The organism is Chryseobacterium sp. FR054 (assembly GCF_056844565.1).
This window is the reverse complement of the sequence record NZ_JBXDSA010000006.1, coordinates 33,347-53,863: the sequence shown is the minus strand read 5'-3', so window position 1 is coordinate 53,863 and position 20,517 is coordinate 33,347. Positions and strand designations below refer to the sequence as shown.

The 20,517-nt window shown below is 38.8% G+C and carries 16 protein-coding genes; 6 read left to right on the top strand and 10 right to left on the bottom strand.

Going from position 1 to position 20,517, the window contains the following annotated elements; genetic code table 11:
* Window positions 1-5: 5 nt before the first annotated feature.
* The 3 genes from AC106S_RS20980 to AC106S_RS20970 form a co-directional block, all read right to left on the bottom strand.
* Window positions 6-170: a hypothetical protein gene (locus AC106S_RS20980; protein ID WP_482441715.1), complete on the bottom strand. Its 165-nt coding sequence runs from the start codon at window positions 168-170 to the stop codon at window positions 6-8.
* Window positions 171-425: 255 nt separating this feature from the next.
* Window positions 426-917: a hypothetical protein gene (locus tag AC106S_RS20975; protein WP_482441713.1), complete on the bottom strand. Its 492-nt coding sequence runs from the start codon at window positions 915-917 to the stop codon at window positions 426-428.
* Window positions 918-1,081: 164 nt separating this feature from the next.
* Window positions 1,082-1,573 carry a hypothetical protein gene (locus tag AC106S_RS20970; RefSeq protein WP_482441711.1) on the bottom strand — a complete coding sequence of 164 codons (492 nt, stop codon included), beginning with the start codon at window positions 1,571-1,573 and terminating at the stop codon, window positions 1,082-1,084.
* A gap of 288 nt (window positions 1,574-1,861) precedes the next feature.
* On the opposite strand from AC106S_RS20970, the gene AC106S_RS20965 reads away from it, so the two are divergent.
* From AC106S_RS20965 to AC106S_RS20950, 4 genes are all read left to right on the top strand, one after another.
* Complete coding sequence (locus tag AC106S_RS20965; protein ID WP_482441709.1) at window positions 1,862-2,776, top strand: dimethylarginine dimethylaminohydrolase family protein; 915 nt, start codon at window positions 1,862-1,864, stop codon at window positions 2,774-2,776.
* A gap of 1 nt (window position 2,777) precedes the next feature.
* Entirely contained in the window at window positions 2,778-4,109 is a 1,332-nt protein-coding gene (locus AC106S_RS20960) for a hypothetical protein (RefSeq protein ID WP_482441707.1), read from the top strand.
* 3 nt (window positions 4,110-4,112) lie between these two features.
* Complete coding sequence (ctlX, locus tag AC106S_RS20955; RefSeq protein ID WP_482441705.1) at window positions 4,113-5,036, top strand: citrulline utilization hydrolase CtlX; 924 nt, start codon at window positions 4,113-4,115, stop codon at window positions 5,034-5,036.
* Between the two features lie 151 nt (window positions 5,037-5,187).
* Window positions 5,188-6,942: a discoidin domain-containing protein gene (locus AC106S_RS20950; RefSeq protein WP_482441703.1), complete on the top strand. Its 1,755-nt coding sequence runs from the start codon at window positions 5,188-5,190 to the stop codon at window positions 6,940-6,942.
* A gap of 81 nt (window positions 6,943-7,023) precedes the next feature.
* On the opposite strand, the gene AC106S_RS20945 is transcribed toward AC106S_RS20950, so the two are convergent.
* From AC106S_RS20945 to recJ, 6 genes are all read right to left on the bottom strand, one after another.
* A complete protein-coding gene (locus AC106S_RS20945) occupies window positions 7,024-7,884 on the bottom strand; it encodes an alpha/beta hydrolase fold domain-containing protein (RefSeq protein WP_482441701.1) in 861 nt (286 codons plus the stop codon).
* Between the two features lie 457 nt (window positions 7,885-8,341).
* Window positions 8,342-10,648: a TonB-dependent receptor domain-containing protein gene (locus tag AC106S_RS20940; RefSeq protein ID WP_482441699.1), complete on the bottom strand. Its 2,307-nt coding sequence runs from the start codon at window positions 10,646-10,648 to the stop codon at window positions 8,342-8,344.
* A gap of 45 nt (window positions 10,649-10,693) precedes the next feature.
* Window positions 10,694-12,949 (bottom strand): TonB-dependent receptor domain-containing protein, encoded by a 2,256-nt coding sequence (locus tag AC106S_RS20935; protein ID WP_482441697.1) that lies wholly within the window; start codon window positions 12,947-12,949, stop codon window positions 10,694-10,696.
* A 244-nt stretch (window positions 12,950-13,193) separates the two neighbouring features.
* On the bottom strand, window positions 13,194-13,532 hold the full coding sequence (locus tag AC106S_RS20930) for a DUF3817 domain-containing protein (protein WP_482441695.1): 339 nt from the start codon (window positions 13,530-13,532) through the stop codon (window positions 13,194-13,196).
* Window positions 13,533-13,610: 78 nt separating this feature from the next.
* A complete protein-coding gene (gene nadD, locus AC106S_RS20925) occupies window positions 13,611-14,195 on the bottom strand; it encodes a nicotinate (nicotinamide) nucleotide adenylyltransferase (protein WP_482441693.1) in 585 nt (194 codons plus the stop codon).
* 38 nt (window positions 14,196-14,233) lie between these two features.
* The gene (gene recJ / locus AC106S_RS20920) at window positions 14,234-15,946 is read right to left on the bottom strand and encodes a single-stranded-DNA-specific exonuclease RecJ (protein ID WP_482441691.1); all 1,713 of its coding nucleotides are present in this window, start codon (window positions 15,944-15,946) and stop codon (window positions 14,234-14,236) included.
* 107 nt (window positions 15,947-16,053) lie between these two features.
* Here recJ and AC106S_RS20915 point away from each other — a divergent pair, with 107 nt between their 5' ends.
* Window positions 16,054-16,866, top strand: coding sequence for a M48 family metallopeptidase (locus tag AC106S_RS20915; RefSeq protein ID WP_482441689.1), 813 nt, complete (start codon window positions 16,054-16,056; stop codon window positions 16,864-16,866).
* A gap of 214 nt (window positions 16,867-17,080) precedes the next feature.
* Window positions 17,081-18,781 carry a T9SS type A sorting domain-containing protein gene (locus tag AC106S_RS20910; RefSeq protein WP_482441687.1) on the top strand — a complete coding sequence of 567 codons (1,701 nt, stop codon included), beginning with the start codon at window positions 17,081-17,083 and terminating at the stop codon, window positions 18,779-18,781.
* Between the two features lie 66 nt (window positions 18,782-18,847).
* On the opposite strand, the gene AC106S_RS20905 is transcribed toward AC106S_RS20910, so the two are convergent.
* Window positions 18,848-20,470: an ABC-F family ATP-binding cassette domain-containing protein gene (locus tag AC106S_RS20905; protein WP_482441685.1), complete on the bottom strand. Its 1,623-nt coding sequence runs from the start codon at window positions 20,468-20,470 to the stop codon at window positions 18,848-18,850.
* Window positions 20,471-20,517: the final 47 nt, after the last annotated feature.

The window sequence follows — 20,517 nt, the reverse complement described above, 5'->3', positions numbered from 1 at the left end:
TCATTTTATGGACACGCACATCTGTCACAGGTCCAGATATAGCATTTTCCTGTAACATCATCCCATTCACAGCATCTTCTGTTTCCCGGAGGCATTCCTCCCATAACGGATTTCTGTTGTTCTCTTCCTAATTTTTGTGCATTTTTCAGCACCGGATTTTTCTTGTTCATGATTTTGTCTTTTGATGTTAATAATTAAATTTTAAAATGATAATTTCTTCGAAATTATATCACTAAGTTATGAATTTAATTTGAATTCCTTTTGCTTTTTTAATCCGTATGTAGATGGAAAATAGCCGGTTGTAGATAAATAGTCAATGTGATTTTTTATTGGGAATAACAAGAAAAAACCCTGCTTGTGAAAACAGAGTTTATTTTTTTGATGAATATTGATTAGTCTTGAAATGATAATAACAGTCAGTTCGCTTAAAGAGGTTTGATAGTGATCTGATAAAGAACATGAGTACCTGAATAGATTGCTTTTAGACGAAATTTTCTGCCTGCTGAGTTTACCTCTGCTTCAGCTCCGCTATTGGCAGCTAATATGTGTGCATTAGTGAAGGTAGTCACATATGAAAAGGGACCTGTTCCATCATTCCATATCGCCTTTAAATGAAAGAGCTCAAAGGTCTGGCCTGTATTCGGGCTCGGAGCAGGAGCAGAGAGATAAACAACCGTTCCTCCGTTGGCAATATGCTTGCTTTCAAGAACAGGAGTTGTCTGAGTAGAACTGTTAGGAGGGTTGATGATGTGATTATGACGGTCATAATCTGCTTCCACTTTTATAGATATAGGTGCAGAATTAATACCACCTGCCTCTCCAACATATTTGACACTAAAAGAATTTTGGGCAAATAAACCGGTTGCTGATACCAATGTCAATAAAGCGGTTAAAAAAATAGTAAACGTTTTTTCCATAATAAATAAATGTAAGGTTATAAAATTTTGATATTGCTGATGTAGTGGCAGCGGGAAAGTGAAACCGTTAAATTAAATAAGTACTTGCCATTCTGTTATAAGTATATAAAGCAAAAAACAGCTGGAAGTACTTATTCAGTTTATTTTCAATACTGATCGCCCGCCTAAAAGGTTTGAAGGGTAATCTGGTAAGTCATATGTGATCCCGAACTGATTGCTTTCAGACGTATTCTGGCCCCTACTATTGTAAAATCTATTTCATTACCGTCATTGGCAGAAAGGATTTGTAAATCATTGAAGGTATGTACTCTCGAAATAAGATAGCCGTTCTGATAAGCAGTCCATGTTACTTTTAAATGGAAAAGCTCATAAGTCTGAAAAGCACTCGAAGCAGGAGGAGAAAGAAAGGCAACAGTTGTTCCGTTGGTAACATATTTGCTCTCAAGAACGGGAGTGGTCTGGGTATAGCTGTTGGGAGGGGAAATAATGTGGGAATGACGATCATAATCAGCCTCTACTTTTATATGGTTAGGTGGAAAACTGTTAAGGCTTGTTTCCCCGACATATTTGACACTAAAAGTGCTTTGGGCAAATACACACGTGACTGACACCATAGTCAATAAGACAGCTAGAAAAAAGGTAAGCGTTTTTTTCATAATAATAAGATTTTAAATTAGTACTGCTAATGTAGCGGTCGCAGAAAAGTAAAGCCAGCCACATCAAGCAAGTGCGTACACTTCAGATATAAGCGCGTAAAACAAAATTATAAGTGAGTTTGGCAGAGTGGTATTTTCTGTGTTTACTGTTTTATACGGATAAAATAACTGTAAATAAAACCTTCCTTAGAGTAACCTGAATATTGAGTAAAATTATGCGGATAAAGCAATTCAAAAGTTTTCCAGATAGAGACCTTTACTTATATTTGTAGTATTGCATAAATCTTTATGAGACTAAACATTAAAAACGAAACGGGAAGGCTGAAGTCAGTAGTGCTGGGCCAGCCTAATTCAATGGGAGCAGTTCCCACCCTTGAGGAGAGTTATGATGCCAAATCATATTACTCCATTGAACACAACATTTATCCTAAAGAAGAGGATATCATCAGTGAAATGAATGCTTTTGAAGCAGTGCTGAAAAAGTATGATGTAGAAGTGCTCCGCCCAAGTATCATCAAAGATTACAACCAGGTATTTTCCAGAGATGTGGCTTTTGTGATTGATGATAAAATGATTATCTCCAACGTCATCGCAGACAGGGCTGATGAGCAGGATGCCTATAAAAATGTTTTTGAAAAAGTAGCCTGGAGAAAGATCATTAATCTTCCCGAAACAGCACATATTGAAGGTGGCGATGTGATCGTATGGAACGATTTTCTTTTTATCGGAACCTGTTTCAGTGAAGATTACAGAAACTATAAAACGGCAAGAACCAACGAATACGCCATTGAAATTTTAAAAGAATATTTTCCGAAGAAAAGAATCATTGATCTTGAGCTGAAGAAAAACGATAAAATCCCGTTTGAAGGAATCCTTCACCTGGACTGCACTTTCAATCCGGTTGGAGAAGACAAATGCCTGATCTACAAAAACGGTTTTGTGGATGAAAGCGATTACCGTCTCATTATAGATATTTTCGGGGAAGAAAACTGCTTCCATCTAAACGATGAAGAAATGTTTGAAATGTTCCCTAATATTTTCTCCATCTCTCCGGAAGTTGTTGTTTCGGATAAGACATTCACAAGAATGAATAATCACCTCCGAAATGAATGGGGAATGACCGTAGAAGAAATCCCTTACAGAGAAATTTCAAAAATGGGCGGATTGCTGAGGTGTTCCACCATGCCATTAGTAAGAGAATAATTTGACCCGATTATTTTCCATATGGGTGATTCTTTTTTCGGTTATAAAAGCTGATGCCCAGCTTTTTGACTGGAAGATGATCTATTCCGGAGATTTCGGTGCTTATCAAAAGTATAATATTAAGACGGCCGTTTTAAAGAAAAACGGAGAAGTGATCAACAGAGTTGAGATTCTGGCAGATAAAAATGAAATCATCACTTCAAATAGTAGGGGAACTTCCTGGCTTATATATGACAGGCAGAACAGGCTATCCCGTATCCTGTCTAAGAATGGGGAATATAGAGTTTCCTATTCCGCTAACGGAATGATACAGGCGGTAGAGAGGGAAAACAAAACCGAATACCGGAGTAGTATTGTAAAAAACTACCGTCCGGATCTCAATAACCCTGAAAGTATCAATTATGAAGGAAATTTCCTGGATATCAAAACCGGGAAGAATGAGTTTTATAAGAAACGTTTTGTTTTTAATTCAAAAGATACATTAAAGAGTTTTAATGAAAATGTTTATGAAGGAGGATATTACAGGATGTATCAGAACGGAACAAAGGTGAGAAAAACACCCCGTGAAGGCGGCTTTGAAATAGACTCTTCATATTATGTAGCCCCGGATAGGCTGAACGGTTATCACCTGATCCGAAATAAAGACAGAGACAGTATCACCAGAAGCCGGGATTCCATTTATATTGAAACCTATGTAAGGGGTAAAATAGAAAGCAGGACAGTAAAGCATAACGATTTGCTGTACAGTGAAGAGTTTTTTATGCCTGATCATGTAAAGAACAGATATATCTATTATACGGCCGATGATGAAAGATATGTTCTTTGGGAAATAAGAACAGCCCATGCCGGCGGAAGAACAAAAAGCAAATATCCGTTAAAAAAATACTATGACCTGATTGACGGAAAATTAATCAGAAATAAAAAGAAGATTAAAAATGAGGTCATCAGAATGCGGGAATGTGGCGGAGCAGCTCCTTATAGCAGAAAGGGAGGACTGATGGCAGAATATGATATTTTTTCACCATCTGTTTTATTTTCAAAGGAAGTCAGCCGCCGTACCTCAGATAACCTTGATTTTTTTGATGTCATTTCGGACGAAATGGAGATATTCTATAATAAAATGAAATCAGAAGAACCCGTAAAAAAGGAAAATTATTTAGGTCAACGGATCTCTTTATCTCCGCGGTTTTATGATTTTCTGACACAGTTTATCTGCAGAGAAGATTATACCGTTGAAATTACGGACGGAAACGGAAAAACTTATACCAGAAGATTCCTTGAACATCCGGATGAGTTTTCAATTATTTTAAATATTTTTAGTAAACCAGAATAAAAAATGCAAACAACAGATACCGTACTCATGATAGAGCCGATTGCTTTCGGCTACAATGCAGAAACAGCAAAAAATAATTACTTTCAGGTAGAACAGACAGGCTCTGATATCCAGTCAAAGGCTTTGGCAGAATTCAATACTTTTGTCGGCAAACTGAGAGGAAAAGGTATTAATGTGATCACTATTAAAGATACGCTGGATCCTCATACACCGGATTCCATTTTCCCGAACAACTGGGTGAGCTTCCATAAAGACGGAAAAGTGGTGCTTTATCCGATGTTCGCTTCCAACAGAAGAGTAGAGCGTAGAGAAGATATTATTGAAAATATCGGAAACCGCGGATTTGAAGTGGCAGAAATTGATGACTGGTCGTTTTCCGAAACCCAGGGACATTTCCTGGAAGGAACAGGAAGTATGATCTTTGACCATGATAATAAAATCGCTTACGGCTCGGTTTCTTTGAGACTGGATGAAAACCTGTTCAGGGAATTCTGTTCAAAATACGGATTCACCCCGGTTGTTTTCCATTCTTACCAGACCGTGGGTACAGAAAGGCTTCCTATTTACCATACCAACGTAATGATGTGTGTGGCAGACAGATTCGTGGTCATCTGTTTAGACTGTATCGATGATGAACTGGAAAGGGAAAAGGTGATTGAAACCATTAAAAATTCCGGAAAAGAAATCATTGAGATTTCTGAAGATCAGATGCAGCAGTTTGCCGGGAATATGCTCCAGGTTCAGAATACAGACGGTGAAAAGTTCCTGGTGATGAGCCAGACCGCTTATCAGTCTTTAAATCCTGATCAGGTAGCTGCCATAGAAAAATACTGTGAGATCATTTATTCGGATCTGAATACCATTGAGGTGAACGGTGGAGGAAGTGCCAGATGTATGCTGGCTGAGGTTTTCCTGCCCAAAAAATAATATATTTCAACAAGTACTATTATTCAAATACTCTTCCGGTCTGGTTTCAGTCCGGAAGTTTTTTATGAAACATGTTCTGTATAAATAAGTTTAGCATTGAGAAAACCAAAAAAAGTTAATTAACTTTGCCCTGAATGTTTAAAATCTGAAAATGAGACAATATTTTCTGTCATTGGCAATTTTCCTGGGAATATGGATAGGAGCACAGCAGAAGACGTTCTGTAACCCGATCAATATCGATTATGGATACACGCCTTTTGAAGTCTTTTCAAAACAGGGAAAACACCGGGCAACAGCCGATCCGGTGATCGTTAATTTTAAAAACAAACTATTCCTTTTTTCCACCAACCAGGAAGGATACTGGTACAGTGATGATATGCTGGACTGGAAATTCGTAAAAAGGAAATTCCTCAGAGACAGTAAATACACCCACGATCTGAACGCACCGGCAGTCTGGGCAATGAAAGATACCCTTTATGTTTATGGCTCTACCTGGGAGCAGGACTTCCCGATCTGGAAAAGTACCAACCCTACTAAAGACGACTGGAAGATAGCTGTGGATACCTTAAAGGTTGGAGCCTGGGATCCGGCCTTCCATTATGATGAAGATAAAAATAAACTTTACCTGTACTGGGGGTCCAGCAACGAATGGCCGCTTTTGGGAACCGAAGTAAAAGTGAAAAACCTTCAGTCTGAAGGCTTCGTAAAACCCATCATCAAATTAAAACCTGAAGATCACGGGTGGGAAAGATTCGGTGAATACAACGATAATGTTTTTCTGCAGCCCTTTGTGGAAGGAGCCTGGATGACCAGACATAACGGAAAATACTATATGCAGTACGGAGCCCCGGCTACTGAATTCAGCGGGTATTCCGATGGAGTTTACGTCAGTAAAAACCCGTTGGAGGGCTTTGAATACCAGCAGCATAATCCGTTTTCCTATAAACCCGGCGGTTTTGCAAGAGGAGCCGGACATGGTGCCACCTTTGAGGATAACTATAAAAACTGGTGGCATATCTCAACCATCTTTATTTCCACTAAAAATAACTTTGAACGGAGACTGGGGATCTGGCCTGCAGGGTTTGATAAAGATGATGTCATGTATACCAATACAGCTTATGGAGATTATCCTACCTTTCTTCCGCAATATGCGCAGGGCAGAGATTTCACGAAAGGACTTTTTGCCGGATGGATGCTGCTGAATTACAATAAACCTGTTCAGGTTTCATCAGTTCTGGGCGGATATCAGCCGAATTTTGCCGTAGATGAAGACATTAAAACCTATTGGAGCGCAAAAACCGGAAATTCCGGAGAATGGTTTCAGACCGATCTGGGTGAGATTTCCACCATCAATGCCATCCAGATCAATTATGCAGATCAGGATGCAGAATTTATGGGTAAAACCTTAGGGAAAATGCACCAATATAAAATCTACGGCTCCAATGACGGTAAAAAGTGGAATGTAATTGTGGATAAAAGTAAAAATACCAAAGATGTACCTCATGATTATGTTGAACTGGAAAAACCGGCAAAAGCAAGATTCCTGAAAATGGAAAACCTGAAAATGCCGACCGGAAAGTTTGCCCTCAGCGGCTTCAGGGTATTCGGAAAAGGAGCCGGTGAAAAGCCTGAGAAAGTAAAAGGATTTGTACCGCTGAGGGCAGATCCTAAAAAATACGGTGAAAGAAGAAGTATCTGGATGAAATGGCAACAGAATCAGGACGCTGACGGCTACGTGATCTACTGGGGTAAATCTCCGGATAAACTGTACGGAAGCATCATGGTATACGGAAAAAATGAATACTTCTTTACAGGTGCCGACAGAACAGATGCCTATTATTTCCAGATCGAAGCCTTTAATGCCAACGGTATTTCCGACAGAACAGAAACTGTAAAATCCGAATAAAATGTTGAGGTCATAATAAGGAAATGTTCTGTTTATAAAAAATAAACAACTTGTCAATAAACGTTCTGAAACCCGGGACGTTTATTTTTTATCCAATTGTTTAAGAAACTGATCAATGGCACTGATCAGGAATGTACCGTTCGGTGCTTGATCCCAATCCAGGTGTCCGCCGTTAAATTCGTAGGATTCATGTTTTACCCGGTGCCTACTTAGCACAGAATCCAGAATATTCTTCTGGCTGAGAGGAACAACACGGTCCGTATTTCCATAATAAGAGAGTGTAGGGGCTGAGGCCGAATCAATCCAATGAACTGGACTGGCATAATCCGTAAGAGAGATATCCAGCGTCGGAGTTTTTGGATCAACAAGCCTTTTTTCCACAAATGAATATTCCTGATATCTTTTAAATCCGGCATCCGACAGATCTGCCGGGCCAACAATATTAATAACTGCTTTTACTTTTTTCTGAAGATCTGCCTGGTAGGCATACAGCATCGATAAATGCCCGCCGGCACTGTTGCCAAGTAGAATAAGTTTAGGACTGTATCCGAGCTTTTTCTCTAAAAACAATGCAGCATCTTTAATATCAGAAATCTGGCCGGGCAGGGCATACCGCTCCTGTGAAGCCAGTCTGTAATTCATATTCACAAAAATATGATCCGGAAACCTCTGCATCAGGGAAAGAGTAAAGAAAGTGAGCTGGGATTTATCCCCGGCACGCCAGCCTCCGCCATGAATAATAATGAATACCTCTCTTTCTTTCGCAGATTTTTTTTCCGGAATATAGAGATCCATGATCTTTTCCGGATCATCTCCATAGTGAATATTCTGTTCTTTATTGAAATCCACACCTTTGCCAAGCGTAACCTTTTTCTCTTTACATCCGGTCCAGAGAAGAAATGCGGATAAACAAAGGAGAATAATTTTAAAATTCTTTTTCATAGGGATAAAGATAAAAAATGGATCAGTTTCAAAAGTTTGGAATTTTTTTTAATCGTAAAGGCAAACAGAGAATGAATAGTATGGGAGTGTTTTAAGATAAACAAAGCCGCTTCGCTTATCTTTGAAATACAAAGACCTTGTATTACTTTACAAAGTTTACACCTTTGTTTACCTTATTTATAAGTTGCATCAATATTCTTTGCCCATCCTTGCGCGAACTCTCTAATTTATTCCTCTTATTCAAATCTACTGAACCTTTTGCTCTGCTCCAATTTTTGTATGGGTCAAAGAAGCTGTGATATTTTGCTGTACTTATAAAAACTCCCGCGGGCGAAGCCCGCGGGAGTTCCGGTCTGTAAAAAATATAATTGAGTTGATTATGAATTCTAAAAAAAACCGCCGGCCTTTCCGGCGGTCACATCACAAAAAAAATAATTGATATGAAGAAAGATAACTCTTATCTTGTTCTGCTTTTAATGGCATCCGATGCCCCTTCAATATTCCTTACCTTTTTCAGCTTCTGGTTTCCGAAATTATAGGTAAGACTTACCGTTACACTTCTTCGGTACTGGTCATTCCTGATGTAATTGTAGTTTCCGTTGGGCTGATAATCCTCAATTTCCACCACATTGGTTCTCAGTACGTCATTAAGGTTTACCGCAAACGTCCAGTCGTTCCAGTTTTTCTTGATGCTCAGGTCAAGGCTCATCAGGTTTTTCAGCATTCCAAGCTCAATCTGCTGTTTATCCACAAAGAAATAATTGACTCCCAGAAACCATGTTTTCTTTTTGTCCAGCCGAAGCGTATTGTTGCTCGTCACAATTAAGCTTGTCGATTTTATAGTATTGGTGTATACCAGTGGCTTTCCGTCTTTATCCACAAAAGTTTCACCCGTTGTTGGGTCTCCGGCAAGAGAACCGTTATTGATATTGTGCTGAATTCCTGCATTAAAATTCAGGGTCAGGTACTGCTTGAAAAAGGTCTTTTGAATTCCGACCATCGCAGACATTTCCTGCTTATCCCCGAAATTGGTTCTGATATAGCGCAGTACACTCTGATCGCTTATTGTTCCGTCTACCGATCTGGTATATCCCTGCAGAGGAACCTGTGTGATCTGGTCTTTGAAGTAGGAATGGTTCAGGATCAGGAAATAGGAATTTTTATACATATACGTCAGTTCCTGATTGTAGGTGGATGATGCCTTTACAAAAGGATTGTTCTGGGTATAATTATATTCCGTGATGTAATTTCTTACCGGGTTCAGTTCCCAGAAACTGGGTCTCCTCATTCTGCTTGAAAATGAATAGGATATATTGTTCTTATCATTAATGGCATAGTTGAAGCTCAGGTAAGGTAAAAGATTATTGTAATTTCTTTCGATGACCTGATGCCTTTGTGATTCTATTTTATGATACGGGCTGTCTGCCGTTCCCAGACTGTTGGTAATCTCATATCTTGCACCTATTTTTCCGGAAAACTTATCAGAAAATTTCTTTTCAAAAGTTAAGTAGAGCCCGTAGATATTCTCATCATAAACAAAATGGTTAAGCTCAGGGGTAGTCATTACCTTTTCCAGGTCCTGGTTCGTGTTGTATATGTAATCGTAGGTAAGATTCTTGGTATCATTATCCGTTTTTGTTTTATTGAAATTTCCTCCTGCAGAAAATGTGAAATCATTTTTAAATTTCTGGATATAATCAACTGTTCCTGAGAAGTTGTTGATGATCTGCGGAATATCCTGGATAATGGTTTTACCGGTTCTTGAAAAATCGCCCCAGTTATTTTTACCGGGAAGCATTGTATTGTTATCGGAAAACTGGAATCTTTTATAGATCAGATAAGCAGCATTTACATTCAGTTTACTTCCAAGAGAGTCGATTTTCAATTCATAATTCAGGTTCACCGAATTATTATAATTCCGGGCATCTTCTTTATTTTTAGTTCTGGTATAGCTGGTTATTATATTTCCTTTATCATCCGGCTGGGTAAGGGTATTAAACAGATCAATCGTTGAATTGTAGCTTTTGTTGGCCCAGGAGTTCCAGGATAATGCCAAATTGTTCTTTTCATTCAGCTGGTAATCAATATTTAAATAGCCGCCTATATTCTTGTTCGGATCATCAATATCCCCAACAGATTCATTTTTCAGCTGATCTGTTCCATTCCTCAGAATATAGGTTTGAGGCTGGATATTTTCTCCGCCGTTCAGATTGGCGCTGATTCCCAGTTTATCCTTCCGGTAGTTGACAGAGAAGCTTGCCTGGCTGCTGTTGAATTTATTCTGAGTATTGGACATCCTCATATTTCCATTGGTTCCGTTACTCATTTTTTTCTTCAGAACAATGTTGATGATTCCGTCTGAGGATTCCACCTGGTATTCACTTCCCGGAACAGTAATCACTTCAATTCTCTGAATATTTTCCGCAGGAGTATTTTTCAGAAACTGTGCCAGCGATTCGGCATCCATATTCGTTTTCCTTCCGTTGATGTAGATCAGGGCATTGTTTTTACCGGCAATCTTCAGCGTTTTATCATCTGTTGTAGATAAAAGCGGGGTCTGTTTCAGTAAATCAAAAGTAGTATTTCCTTTGGCAACAGGAGAAGCAGCCACATCATATACAAAACGGTCACTCTGTTTTTTGAAAACCTGTTTGGTCAGTGTGATTCCCTCTATCGATCTGGTTTTTACGGTATCGGATTTCTTTTCCTGTGCGAAAACAATACTTCCGGATATGGCGGCTGCCAATATGATGATCTTTTTCATGTTTTTATTATTTAAGCTGTGATTGAATTAAATTTTCATGATGGTTTAAGTTCTTGATTTTACAGCATCATTAGCTGATTTCATCTCCCTTGCTTTTTTCAGTTTCTGGTTTCCGAAATTGTATGTAACCCCGATATTCAGAAGTCTCGAATACCCGAAATTGGTCACATTATTATAGCTTCCGTTAGGCTGTATACCATTTATTCTGTTATAGTTCTGGTTGAAGAGATCATATACTTCCGCTACTACCGTCCATTCGCCGATGATCTTTTTCAGGCTGATATCAAAGCTCTGTCTGATGCCTAAAGTTCCGCTCTCAACCTTTACTTTACTGCCATAATAGTAGTTGATTCCTAAAAACCAGTCTTTTTTGGACGATAACCGGATCGTATTGTTGATATTGGCAGACATATTGAAGTTTTTGATATCAATCACATAAGGTTCCAGTGTTTCGGTGTATCCGGCAGCAGGAACAGAAGTAGGATCTTTCGTTATGGTACCGCTATACATACTGTATCCGAGATTAACGGAATAGTTGGTCGTCCAGATCTCTTTAAACCAGGGTTTATTCATTCCTAAGGTCAGACCAAACTGCTTGTTATGGCCATAATTGGTTCTGATGTAGCGCAGGAATCTGGTGGTTTCTATAACCGGATCTCCGTTTTCATCAGGAACAGTATTTCCTTCTTCATCTTTTTTAGGACCCGTTATCGTTCCCTGCAGAGGCATCTGATTAGAAGCATCTTCCACATAGCTGAAACTCAGATTGGCATAGAAAGCATTCTTATACATATAGCTGATCTCCTGGTTATAATGCTTGGAAGCCTGGATAAACGGATTATTCTGAGTATAATTATTGGGAGTAAAATACGTTCTTGAAGGATTCAGTTCCCAGAATCGCGGTCTCTTGATTCTGCTGGAAAAAGTATAGCTGATATTATGATCTGAACTGATTGCATAATTGATATTCAGATAAGGAAGAAGATTATTGTAATTTCTGTCGAAGCTGTCTTTCCCCAGAATATCTCCGCTGCTTCGGGTCATTTCATAGCGGGTTCCTATTTTTCCGGATAACTTCTCGTTCAGTTTTCTTTCATACGTAAGATAAGCCCCGAGAATTCTTTCTTTATAGATGAAATGGTTCGTCAGGTCAACATCAGGAACCGGCTTGCCCTGGATAATATCATCCTGTCTGGTATCATTATCCGTATTGGTGTGATTATAACTGATCCCCATCAGCCACGTATTTCCGGAAGCTGTTTTTTTAATGTAATCAATATTCCCTGCGAAATTATTGATGATCTGCGGCACAGACTGCTGAAGAGCAGAATAGGCATTTCCTTTCTTATCATTCAGAGGAAAGCTCTCATTCGTACTTATCTTATCCCTGTTGAACCATAAATGAGAAAGATTAGAGGTAAGCCTGCTTCCGATGCTGTCTGTTTTTATTTCATAATTTAAATTGAAAGAATGATTTCTCGTCTGTGCATCCTCATGGTTAACCGTCCTGTTATGAAGAACCCCGTTCTGCAGATTGGTGACATCAAGAATAGAGTTGAAACTCTTATTGTATCTCATATTATAGGTAAACCCCAGGCTCTGCTTAGAATTGATCTCGTAATCCATATTGATGTTACCCCCGTAATATTTATTGGGATCATCATTAAATCCGTAAGATTCATTTCTGAAGGTAGCGTCACCGTTGGAAAGCGTATATCTCTCCCTGTCGGTCCAGCTCCCCATATTGAAATTGGAACTGAGCGATATTTTACCTTTTCTCATATTAAAAGAAGCTCCGGCAGAAGGGTTGTTGTAATAGCCCTGTTCATTGTTCATCTTCATTGTTCCGTTATAGCCGTCACTTTTCTTTTTCTTCATGACAATGTTGATTACCCCCTCATTGGATTCTACCTGAAATTCGCTGCCCGGTACCGTAATCACTTCAATCTTCTGAATGTCTTCAGACGGAGTTCCTTTAAGCATCTCAATTAATGCCTGGGAATCCATATTGGTTTTCTTGTTGTTGATGTAGATCACCACATCAGATTTTCCCATGATTTTGAGCGATTTTCCATCGATGCTGGAAAGCATAGGGGTCTGCTTCAGAAGATTAAAAGAGTTGGTTCCTTTGGCAATAGGAGAGGACGCTACATCATAAATAAAACGGTCGCTCTGTTTTTTGAAAACCTGTTTTCTGATATTGACAGCTTCAATATTTTTTACTTTCACGGTATCTTTCGACTGCTGGGCAGACACAAATCCACTGAAAAATAGGGCGGCAATAAGAATTTGAGTTTTCATGATCATTATTTTTTTAGTGTTAATAGCTTGTATGATTAGTTATTTAACATTACAAAGATATATAATAAATTCAGTATCATGCAATACAAAGTACTGAAAAATAATTTTAATTAATTTTAACTTGTTGATTTTCAGTTAATAAAAATTATGTTGGAAAATTGAATTGCCTGACTTTTCTGTATAATAAGACAACTGTAACAATAATTTTGTTACAACAAAACATGAAATTTTATGAAAATTAATTTTATTCTCTGTCGAATTGTGCCAGTTTTTTATCTACCCATACCGTAGCAAAAGGGAAAAATGCAGCCAGTAAAGCGAACACAAAATCCTCATCATCCCAGGTGTAAATTTTTCTTGCAGGAAGACAGAGTAAGAGATAAAGTGTAAAAAATAATCCGTGTAAACTACCTACTACACTTATGAAAATAATAGAATACAGATTTTCATCATACCGGATCCAGATCATCGCCACACAATATAATAAAACACAAGAAATAGCCTCTGCAAGACAAATCTGTTTAAACCATTTGATAAGCTTTTCCCGGGAATATTTTGAGAAAAATTTTTCGATGAAATCCATACTTTAATTATATATGATGATAAGCAGCAGACCCCTCATAAGTCTTATTTTTCCGCCCTTGTTTTCTGAAAGGCAAAATTACTTATAAAAACTGCTTCCGTCCAAATATTCAAACACTTCCGGCGGAAGCATCGGACGTACATTTTTGCCGGTTTTGATCATATTTCTGATCTCTGTTGCAGAAAGTTCTATCACCGGAGCCTGCACCATAGAGATGTTTTCGTGCTGCGGGTATTCAGTGCCTTTTTTCTCTCCGTCAAAAATTCTCGGATAAACAATGATATGATGATTTTTGATCAGAATATCAGAATTTTTCCATTTATGAAGACCTTCCAGATTATCTTCCCCCATGATCAGGCTGAAAGAATGGTCAGGATATTTTTCGTGAAGATAAGTGAGGGTGTCTATGGTATAACTCGGCTGCGGAAGAGAAAATTCTACATTGGAAGCTCTCATTTTCGGATAATTTTTTACGGCAAGCTGTACCATATCCAGCCTGTTGTGGTCTTTCAGCAGCGATTTCTTATCCTTGAACGGGTTTTGCGGGCTTACCACGAACCACAGCTCATTCATATCCGAATTTTCCAGTATATAATTGGCAAGGATAAGATGACCGATGTGGATAGGATTGAATGATCCGAAAAATAAACCGATTTTTTTCATTTTGTTTCAGTAGCACACGATAAACTTCAGCGAATGGTTTAATCCCTGAATTTCACGTCTTTTATGTTGAGATAATGAGTGACATTTCCTTTCCAGTGATTTTCCTCCAGCGTAAATGCCAGGTCAAAATTCCTGGTTTTAAAATCTTCAGCGAACTGCCCGAGTTTGAAACCTACACATTCTATATTTCTTCCCGTGGATTCCTGTTTGATATAAAACTTCAGGTGGTTATTGTCTTTACCCATTGTTTTAACATAGCCGGAAAGCTTCTGATTGGTCAGGGTAAAGATCGGTTTCATATTATGAGGTCCGAAAGGAGCCAGTTTTCTGTGGAAGTTGATGAACTCTCTGTTGATTTCATCAATTTTAATTTCGGTATCAATAGAAATGGAAGGCTCTTTCTGGTGTTCCCGGATCTTCTCGGAAACGATACGTTCAAATTTCTCCTTAAATGCATCAAACTTGTCTTTTTCCATGGAAAGTCCGGCAGCAGCATGATGTCCTCCGAATTTCAGGAAATATTCAGAACACATATCAAGGGCCTCGTGAACGTCAAAATCAGAAACTGATCTGGCAGAAGCCACCATTTCCCCGTTATTTCCGTCTGTAAATACAAGGGTGGGTTTATAGTAGGTCTCAATCAGTCTTGAGGCGACAATCCCGATAACACCTTTGTTCCATTCAGGATGATATACAATGGTGGTATGTTTCGTTTCCTGTTGGGATTCGATGATCTGGTTAAGCGCAGAAAGCGTGGAATTCATGTCCAGTTCACGTCTTTCGTCGTTGAGGTTCATAATATCGCTCACAATCTGGTTGGCATGCTTCAGATTATCTGAAACCATAAGTTCCACAGCAGCCTTACCGTGGGAAATTCTTCCGGCGGCGTTGATTTTCGGAGCAATTTCAAAGACAATATTCGAAATTTCAAAATGAGAAAGCTTATCCTCGGGAATTAATAATCTTAATCCCATGTTCCGGGTTTTTCTCAGGATTTTTAATCCCATTTTGGCCAGCACCCTGTTCTCACCGGTCATAGAAACAATATCTGCCGCAATGGAAATCGCAAGCAGGTCCGTAAGTTCAAATAATTCAGCTTCCGGAATTTTATAGATCGTATTCAGCCCCTGGCAGAGCTTAAAACCTACTCCACATCCTGAGAGTTCCTTGAACGGATACCGGCAGTCGCTTCTTTTAGGATCAAGAACCGCAGCTGCATTGGGAATTTCCTCTCCCGGAAGGTGATGATCGCAGATAATAAAATCAATGCCGCGGTCAGCAGCATATTTTACCATATCAATGGCTTTAATACCGCAGTCTAAAGCTATAATTAATGAAAATCCGTTTTCTTTGGCGAAATCAATACCCTCTGTGGAAATACCGTATCCTTCGGAATTTCTGTCGGGGATGTAATAATCAAGGTATTTTTTCTCAACAATCTTGCTGAGGTAAAGGTACATCAGGGCTACGGCTGTGGTTCCGTCTACATCGTAATCTCCGTATACCAGTATTTTATCTCCGTTTTCAATGGCAGTTGCAATGCGCTCTACCGCTTTCTGCATATCAGCCATTAAAAAAGGATTGTGAATATCGTTAAGGTTGGGTTTAAAAAATTCTCTGGCCTTTTGATAATTGTCAATTCCTCTTAAAACGAGAAGTTTAGATTCAAAAGTACCAAAACCAAGTGACGAACTTAGTCTGTCCACAACTTCCTCATCGGGTTCGGGCTTGTAAATCCATTTTTGACTCATTTCACAAAAATAAGGAAAAAAAATAGCATTCTGAAATGATTGTAAATGAAGTTTCATCTTGATGATTGTTAAAAAATATCTATCTTCGCAGTCCAAATTAAATGATTATGAAAAAAATTACAATCTGTCTCCTTGTTTTAGGAGCAATGTATTCAGTTTCAGCCCAGAAGATCAATCTCGGAAAAGCGGCAGGAGTGGTTTCCAAAGGAGCAAAAGCACTTACTTTTACCAATGAGGATGCAATTAAACTTTCAAAAGAATCTGTGGAATGGATGGATAAAAATAATCCGGTTGCAGGTCCTAAAGATCCTTATACCGTTCGTTTGAATAAGCTTTTCGGAAAGCACAAATCACAGGACGGGCTTAATCTGAACTATAAAGTCTATAAAGTAAAGGATATCAATGCATTTGCCTGTGCAGACGGAAGTGTGCGTGTATTCTCTTCATTAATGGATATCATGACGGACGATGAGATTCTTGCCGTAATCGGACATGAGATCGGTCACGTGAAAAATCAGGATACCAAAGATGCAATCAAAGCAGCCTATATGAAAGCGGCGGCACTGGATGCGGCTTCATCTGCTTCAGGTACGGTAGCTACTTTAAATGAGAGCCAGATCGGGCAGATGGCCAATGCATTCCTTGATGCTTCGCACAGTAAAAAGCAGGAATCTGAAGCAGATACCTATTCCTATGATTTTATGAAAGCCAACAATTATAATGTTGTAGGCGCTTATACAGCGTTCAAAAAACTGGCACTTCTTTCTGAAGGAAGCACACAGACCGGTTTCGAGAAAATGTTCAACTCTCACCCTGACAGTGAAAAAAGAGCTCAGGCAATAAAGAAAAGAGCAGAGAAAGACGGTTTGTGGAAAGATCCGGGAACAGTATCTATCCCTAAAACAAAACTGACTAAATAATATATTTAACAGTTAAATATAAATAAAAATACCCTCAATTGCCTTTGAGGGTATTTTTTATCATTCCGGAGATTATTTTTTGCTGATTGACAACGCATATTGTTCCCACATATTATACTATAATAACACTTACTCAAATAATGGCTACACTTACTAATTGGTAATAATAATCTTTGGCAGGAATATTTAAATTAGTTGAAATAAAAATACAAATATGAAAACAAAATTATTACTTCTTGTTTCCCTGGTTGTTTCACTAGGGATCAGAGCCCAGATTGTACAAATTCCTGATGCCAGTTTTAAAGCCAAGTTATTATCTTCTTCCCCGGCTAACTCAATTGCTAAAAACCTGTCCGGAAATTATTTTTCGATAGATGCTAACAACGATGGAGAAATACAGGTAAGCGAAGCACTGCAGGTAGGAGGAATAGAGATTATTGATCCGGATACAGATGTTCCTATTCATGACTATGAAGGAATTTTATCATTTACTAATCTTACAAGTATAAAAATCGATTATTGGAACGTGCCCGGTAATCCTTTTACCATTTCCGGTCTCAGTTCTTTACAGAACCTGGATGTTAAATTTGAAACTTATGAACCTGGAAGTGTAAGTTTAAGCAACTGTATGCTGCTGAAAAATGTGAAAATTTATGGGATTACCCTTACTGCACTCAGCAATACTCCGGTTATTGAGAATCTGTCAATCAACGGTTTTTCCATGCCTTCAACGGTCATGAATTCCATTGAAGGACTGAACAATCTGAAGAATCTGGAATTACTGGGTTTTATGGATTTAATATCAGGTTTAACATTGGATTTAAGCGGTCATAATAATTTACAGAGCCTGTCCGTTATAGGCACCAGCTTAGCGAATGTGGATGTGTCCGGATGCGGATTGCTGCATACGATCACATTAAATTCACCAAATTCATTACAGTTTATAAACATTAATTCCAGTAATTGTCCTAATTTAGTCAACTATTTAATAGGGCAGGATGCATCTGTTTCTGCTCATATCATTTCAGATAATTGCCCGGGGCTGACTCAGTTTATCTGTAATTCCGGAGAAGTATCATTATCACTGAATAACTGTGTAAATTTAGAGACCATAGATGTCCGGAATCTGATCAGTCTTTCAGTAAATAACGATATAAAGCTGCATACAATTAAGGCCCTCCGGTTCCGGGATACTGCTCTGGACCTGTCAGGCAGTGGCTTACAAAACTTAAAACATCTTGAAATCAGTTATATTCCACCTTTTTTTCCCAGTATGGATGATCAGGGGAGCTTAACATCTCTTAATGTACAGGGAATTACAAGTTTAGAAAAATTATACTGTGCCAACCATCAGATATCCGCTTTGAATATCCAGGGCTGTACAAATTTACTTACCCTGGACTGCCGCAAAAATAAACTTACCGGCCTGGATGTAAGAGGGCAGACCCATCTTCAGGAATTACACTGTGGTAATAATTTACTTACTTCATTGCTGATGAAAAACGGAAAGAATGAAATAGCAGACTTCCCGGATAATCCTGATCTGCAGTATATATGCTGCGATGGCAGCCAGGTGGAAGATATTCAGTCTCTTGTTAATGAATATGCATACACCAGCTGTGTCATCAACACGGCCTGTACTGCGGTTTTAGCTAATGATGAGGCTGTATCCGGGCCGCAGGATGAAGATGCTGTTAAAATATATCCGATTCCTGTAAAAAAAGAAATAATGATAGAGGCTTTGTCTGCTATTCATTCAGCAGAATTATATGATGCACAGGGAAGAATTATTCAGAAACAGATTTATAATTCTAAAAATGTAAAGATGAATATTGAAGGTAATCCTTCCGGAGTATATTATTTGAAAATCAATACGGAGAAAGGAAGCCTGATGAAGAAAATCCTTAAAAATTAAAGTTTATATATTTAAAATCCCCTTTCAGCTTCTGAAAGGGGATTTTTGTATGTAATTGAATGTATTTTAAGAATACATTTTTTCTCTTAATTCTTTTACTTTCTTATCTGCAAGATATTCATCGTAAGTCATTTCTCTGTCGATGATTCCGTTAGGAGTCAGTTCAATGATCCTGTTACAGACAGTCTGAAGCATTTCGTGGTCATGGGAAGCCAGAAGAAGGTTTCCTTTGAAATTGGACAGGGAGTTATTCAGTGTCGTAATACTTTCAAGGTCCAGGTGGTTGGTCGGCTCATCCAGAAGAAGGATATTGGCTTTCTGAAGCATCATTCTGCTGAACATACATCTCATTTTTTCACCTCCGGAAAGAACTTTACATGATTTCAGAGCTTCATCACCGGAGAAAAGCATTCTGCCTAAGAAACCTCTTACAAATTCCTCATGACGTTCTTCATCGTTTTTGGTGAACTGTCTCAGCCAGTCAACAAGATTCAGGTCCTCCTGGAAAAAATCGGTATTGTCCAATGGCATATAAGACTGGTTGGTAGTCACACCCCAGGCAAAAGTACCTTTGTCGGCTTCTGCATTTCCGGCAAGAATCTGGAAGAATTCCGTAATTGCCAGTGAGTTTTTAGAAAGTACGGCCACTTTATCTCCTTTTTTCAGATTCAGGTCGATATTAGAGAATAAAAGTTCTCCGTCTTTTGTTTTTTCAAGACCTTTTACATCCAGGATCTGATCTCCGGCTTCTCTTTCCATTTCGAAAATAATGGCAGGATATCTTCTGGAAGAAGGCTTGATATCGTCAATATTCAGTTTGTCGATCATTTTCTTTCTTGCCGTAGCCTGTTTTGCTTTGGCCACGTTGGAACTGAATCTGGCGATGAAATCCTGAAGTTCCTTTTTCTTTTCTTCTGCTTTCTTGTTAGCCTGAGCTCTCTGTCTTGTTGCTAACTGTGAAGCCTGGTACCAGAAAGAGTAGTTACCGGTATAAAGGTTAAGTTTAGCATAATCAAGGTCACCGATGTGCGTACACACCGTATCCAGGAAGTGACGGTCGTGAGAAACCACAATTACCGTGTTTTCATAATCAGCCAGGAAATCTTCCAGCCAGGAAATCGTATCGATATCCAGGTCGTTCGTAGGCTCATCCAGGATCAGTACATCCGGGTTTCCGAACAGGGCCTGTGCCAGAAGAACCTTTACTTTGTCTTTATTCTCAAGCTCACCCATCATCTGCCAGTGCATATCATCCTTGATTCCTACATTGGAAAGCATCGTCTGCGCGTCTGATTCTGCAGTCCATCCTCCCATTTCATCATAGATTACACCCAATTCTCCCGCCTTGATTCCGTCTTCATCCGAGAAGTCTTCTTTAGCGTATAAAGCGTCCATCTCTTCTTTTATATCGAATAATTTCTTATTTCCTCTCAAAACAGCCTCAAGAACAGTATACTGATCATAAGCAAAGTGGTCCTGCTCCAGTACAGACATTCTTTTCCCTGGTTCCAGAGATACATGTCCTGTTGTAGGATCCTGCTTTCCTGTTAATATTTTAAGGAATGTAGACTTTCCTGCACCGTTTGCTCCGATAATCCCGTAGCAGTTTCCTTTGGTAAACATAATATTTACCTCGTCAAAAAGAACTCTTTTCCCGAATTGTAAAGATAAGTTAGATACTGTTAACATATAGTTTTGTAAATTTGGCGCAAAAATACGAAAAGAATTTGGGTATT

Coding starts and splice junctions, on each gene's coding strand:
- AC106S_RS20980 (WP_482441715.1), bottom strand. CDS start 170: ATGAACAAGAAAAATCCGGTGCTGAAAAATGCACAAAAATTAGGAAGA.
- AC106S_RS20975 (WP_482441713.1), bottom strand. CDS start 917: ATGGAAAAAACGTTTACTATTTTTTTAACCGCTTTATTGACATTGGTA.
- AC106S_RS20970 (WP_482441711.1), bottom strand. CDS start 1,573: ATGAAAAAAACGCTTACCTTTTTTCTAGCTGTCTTATTGACTATGGTG.
- AC106S_RS20965 (WP_482441709.1), top strand. CDS start 1,862: ATGAGACTAAACATTAAAAACGAAACGGGAAGGCTGAAGTCAGTAGTG.
- ctlX (WP_482441705.1), top strand. CDS start 4,113: ATGCAAACAACAGATACCGTACTCATGATAGAGCCGATTGCTTTCGGC.
- AC106S_RS20950 (WP_482441703.1), top strand. CDS start 5,188: ATGAGACAATATTTTCTGTCATTGGCAATTTTCCTGGGAATATGGATA.
- AC106S_RS20945 (WP_482441701.1), bottom strand. CDS start 7,884: ATGAAAAAGAATTTTAAAATTATTCTCCTTTGTTTATCCGCATTTCTT.
- AC106S_RS20940 (WP_482441699.1), bottom strand. CDS start 10,648: ATGAAAAAGATCATCATATTGGCAGCCGCCATATCCGGAAGTATTGTT.
- AC106S_RS20935 (WP_482441697.1), bottom strand. CDS start 12,949: ATGAAAACTCAAATTCTTATTGCCGCCCTATTTTTCAGTGGATTTGTG.
- AC106S_RS20930 (WP_482441695.1), bottom strand. CDS start 13,532: ATGGATTTCATCGAAAAATTTTTCTCAAAATATTCCCGGGAAAAGCTT.
- nadD (WP_482441693.1), bottom strand. CDS start 14,195: ATGAAAAAAATCGGTTTATTTTTCGGATCATTCAATCCTATCCACATC.
- recJ (WP_482441691.1), bottom strand. CDS start 15,946: ATGAGTCAAAAATGGATTTACAAGCCCGAACCCGATGAGGAAGTTGTG.
- AC106S_RS20915 (WP_482441689.1), top strand. CDS start 16,054: ATGAAAAAAATTACAATCTGTCTCCTTGTTTTAGGAGCAATGTATTCA.
- AC106S_RS20910 (WP_482441687.1), top strand. CDS start 17,081: ATGAAAACAAAATTATTACTTCTTGTTTCCCTGGTTGTTTCACTAGGG.
- AC106S_RS20905 (WP_482441685.1), bottom strand. CDS start 20,470: ATGTTAACAGTATCTAACTTATCTTTACAATTCGGGAAAAGAGTTCTT.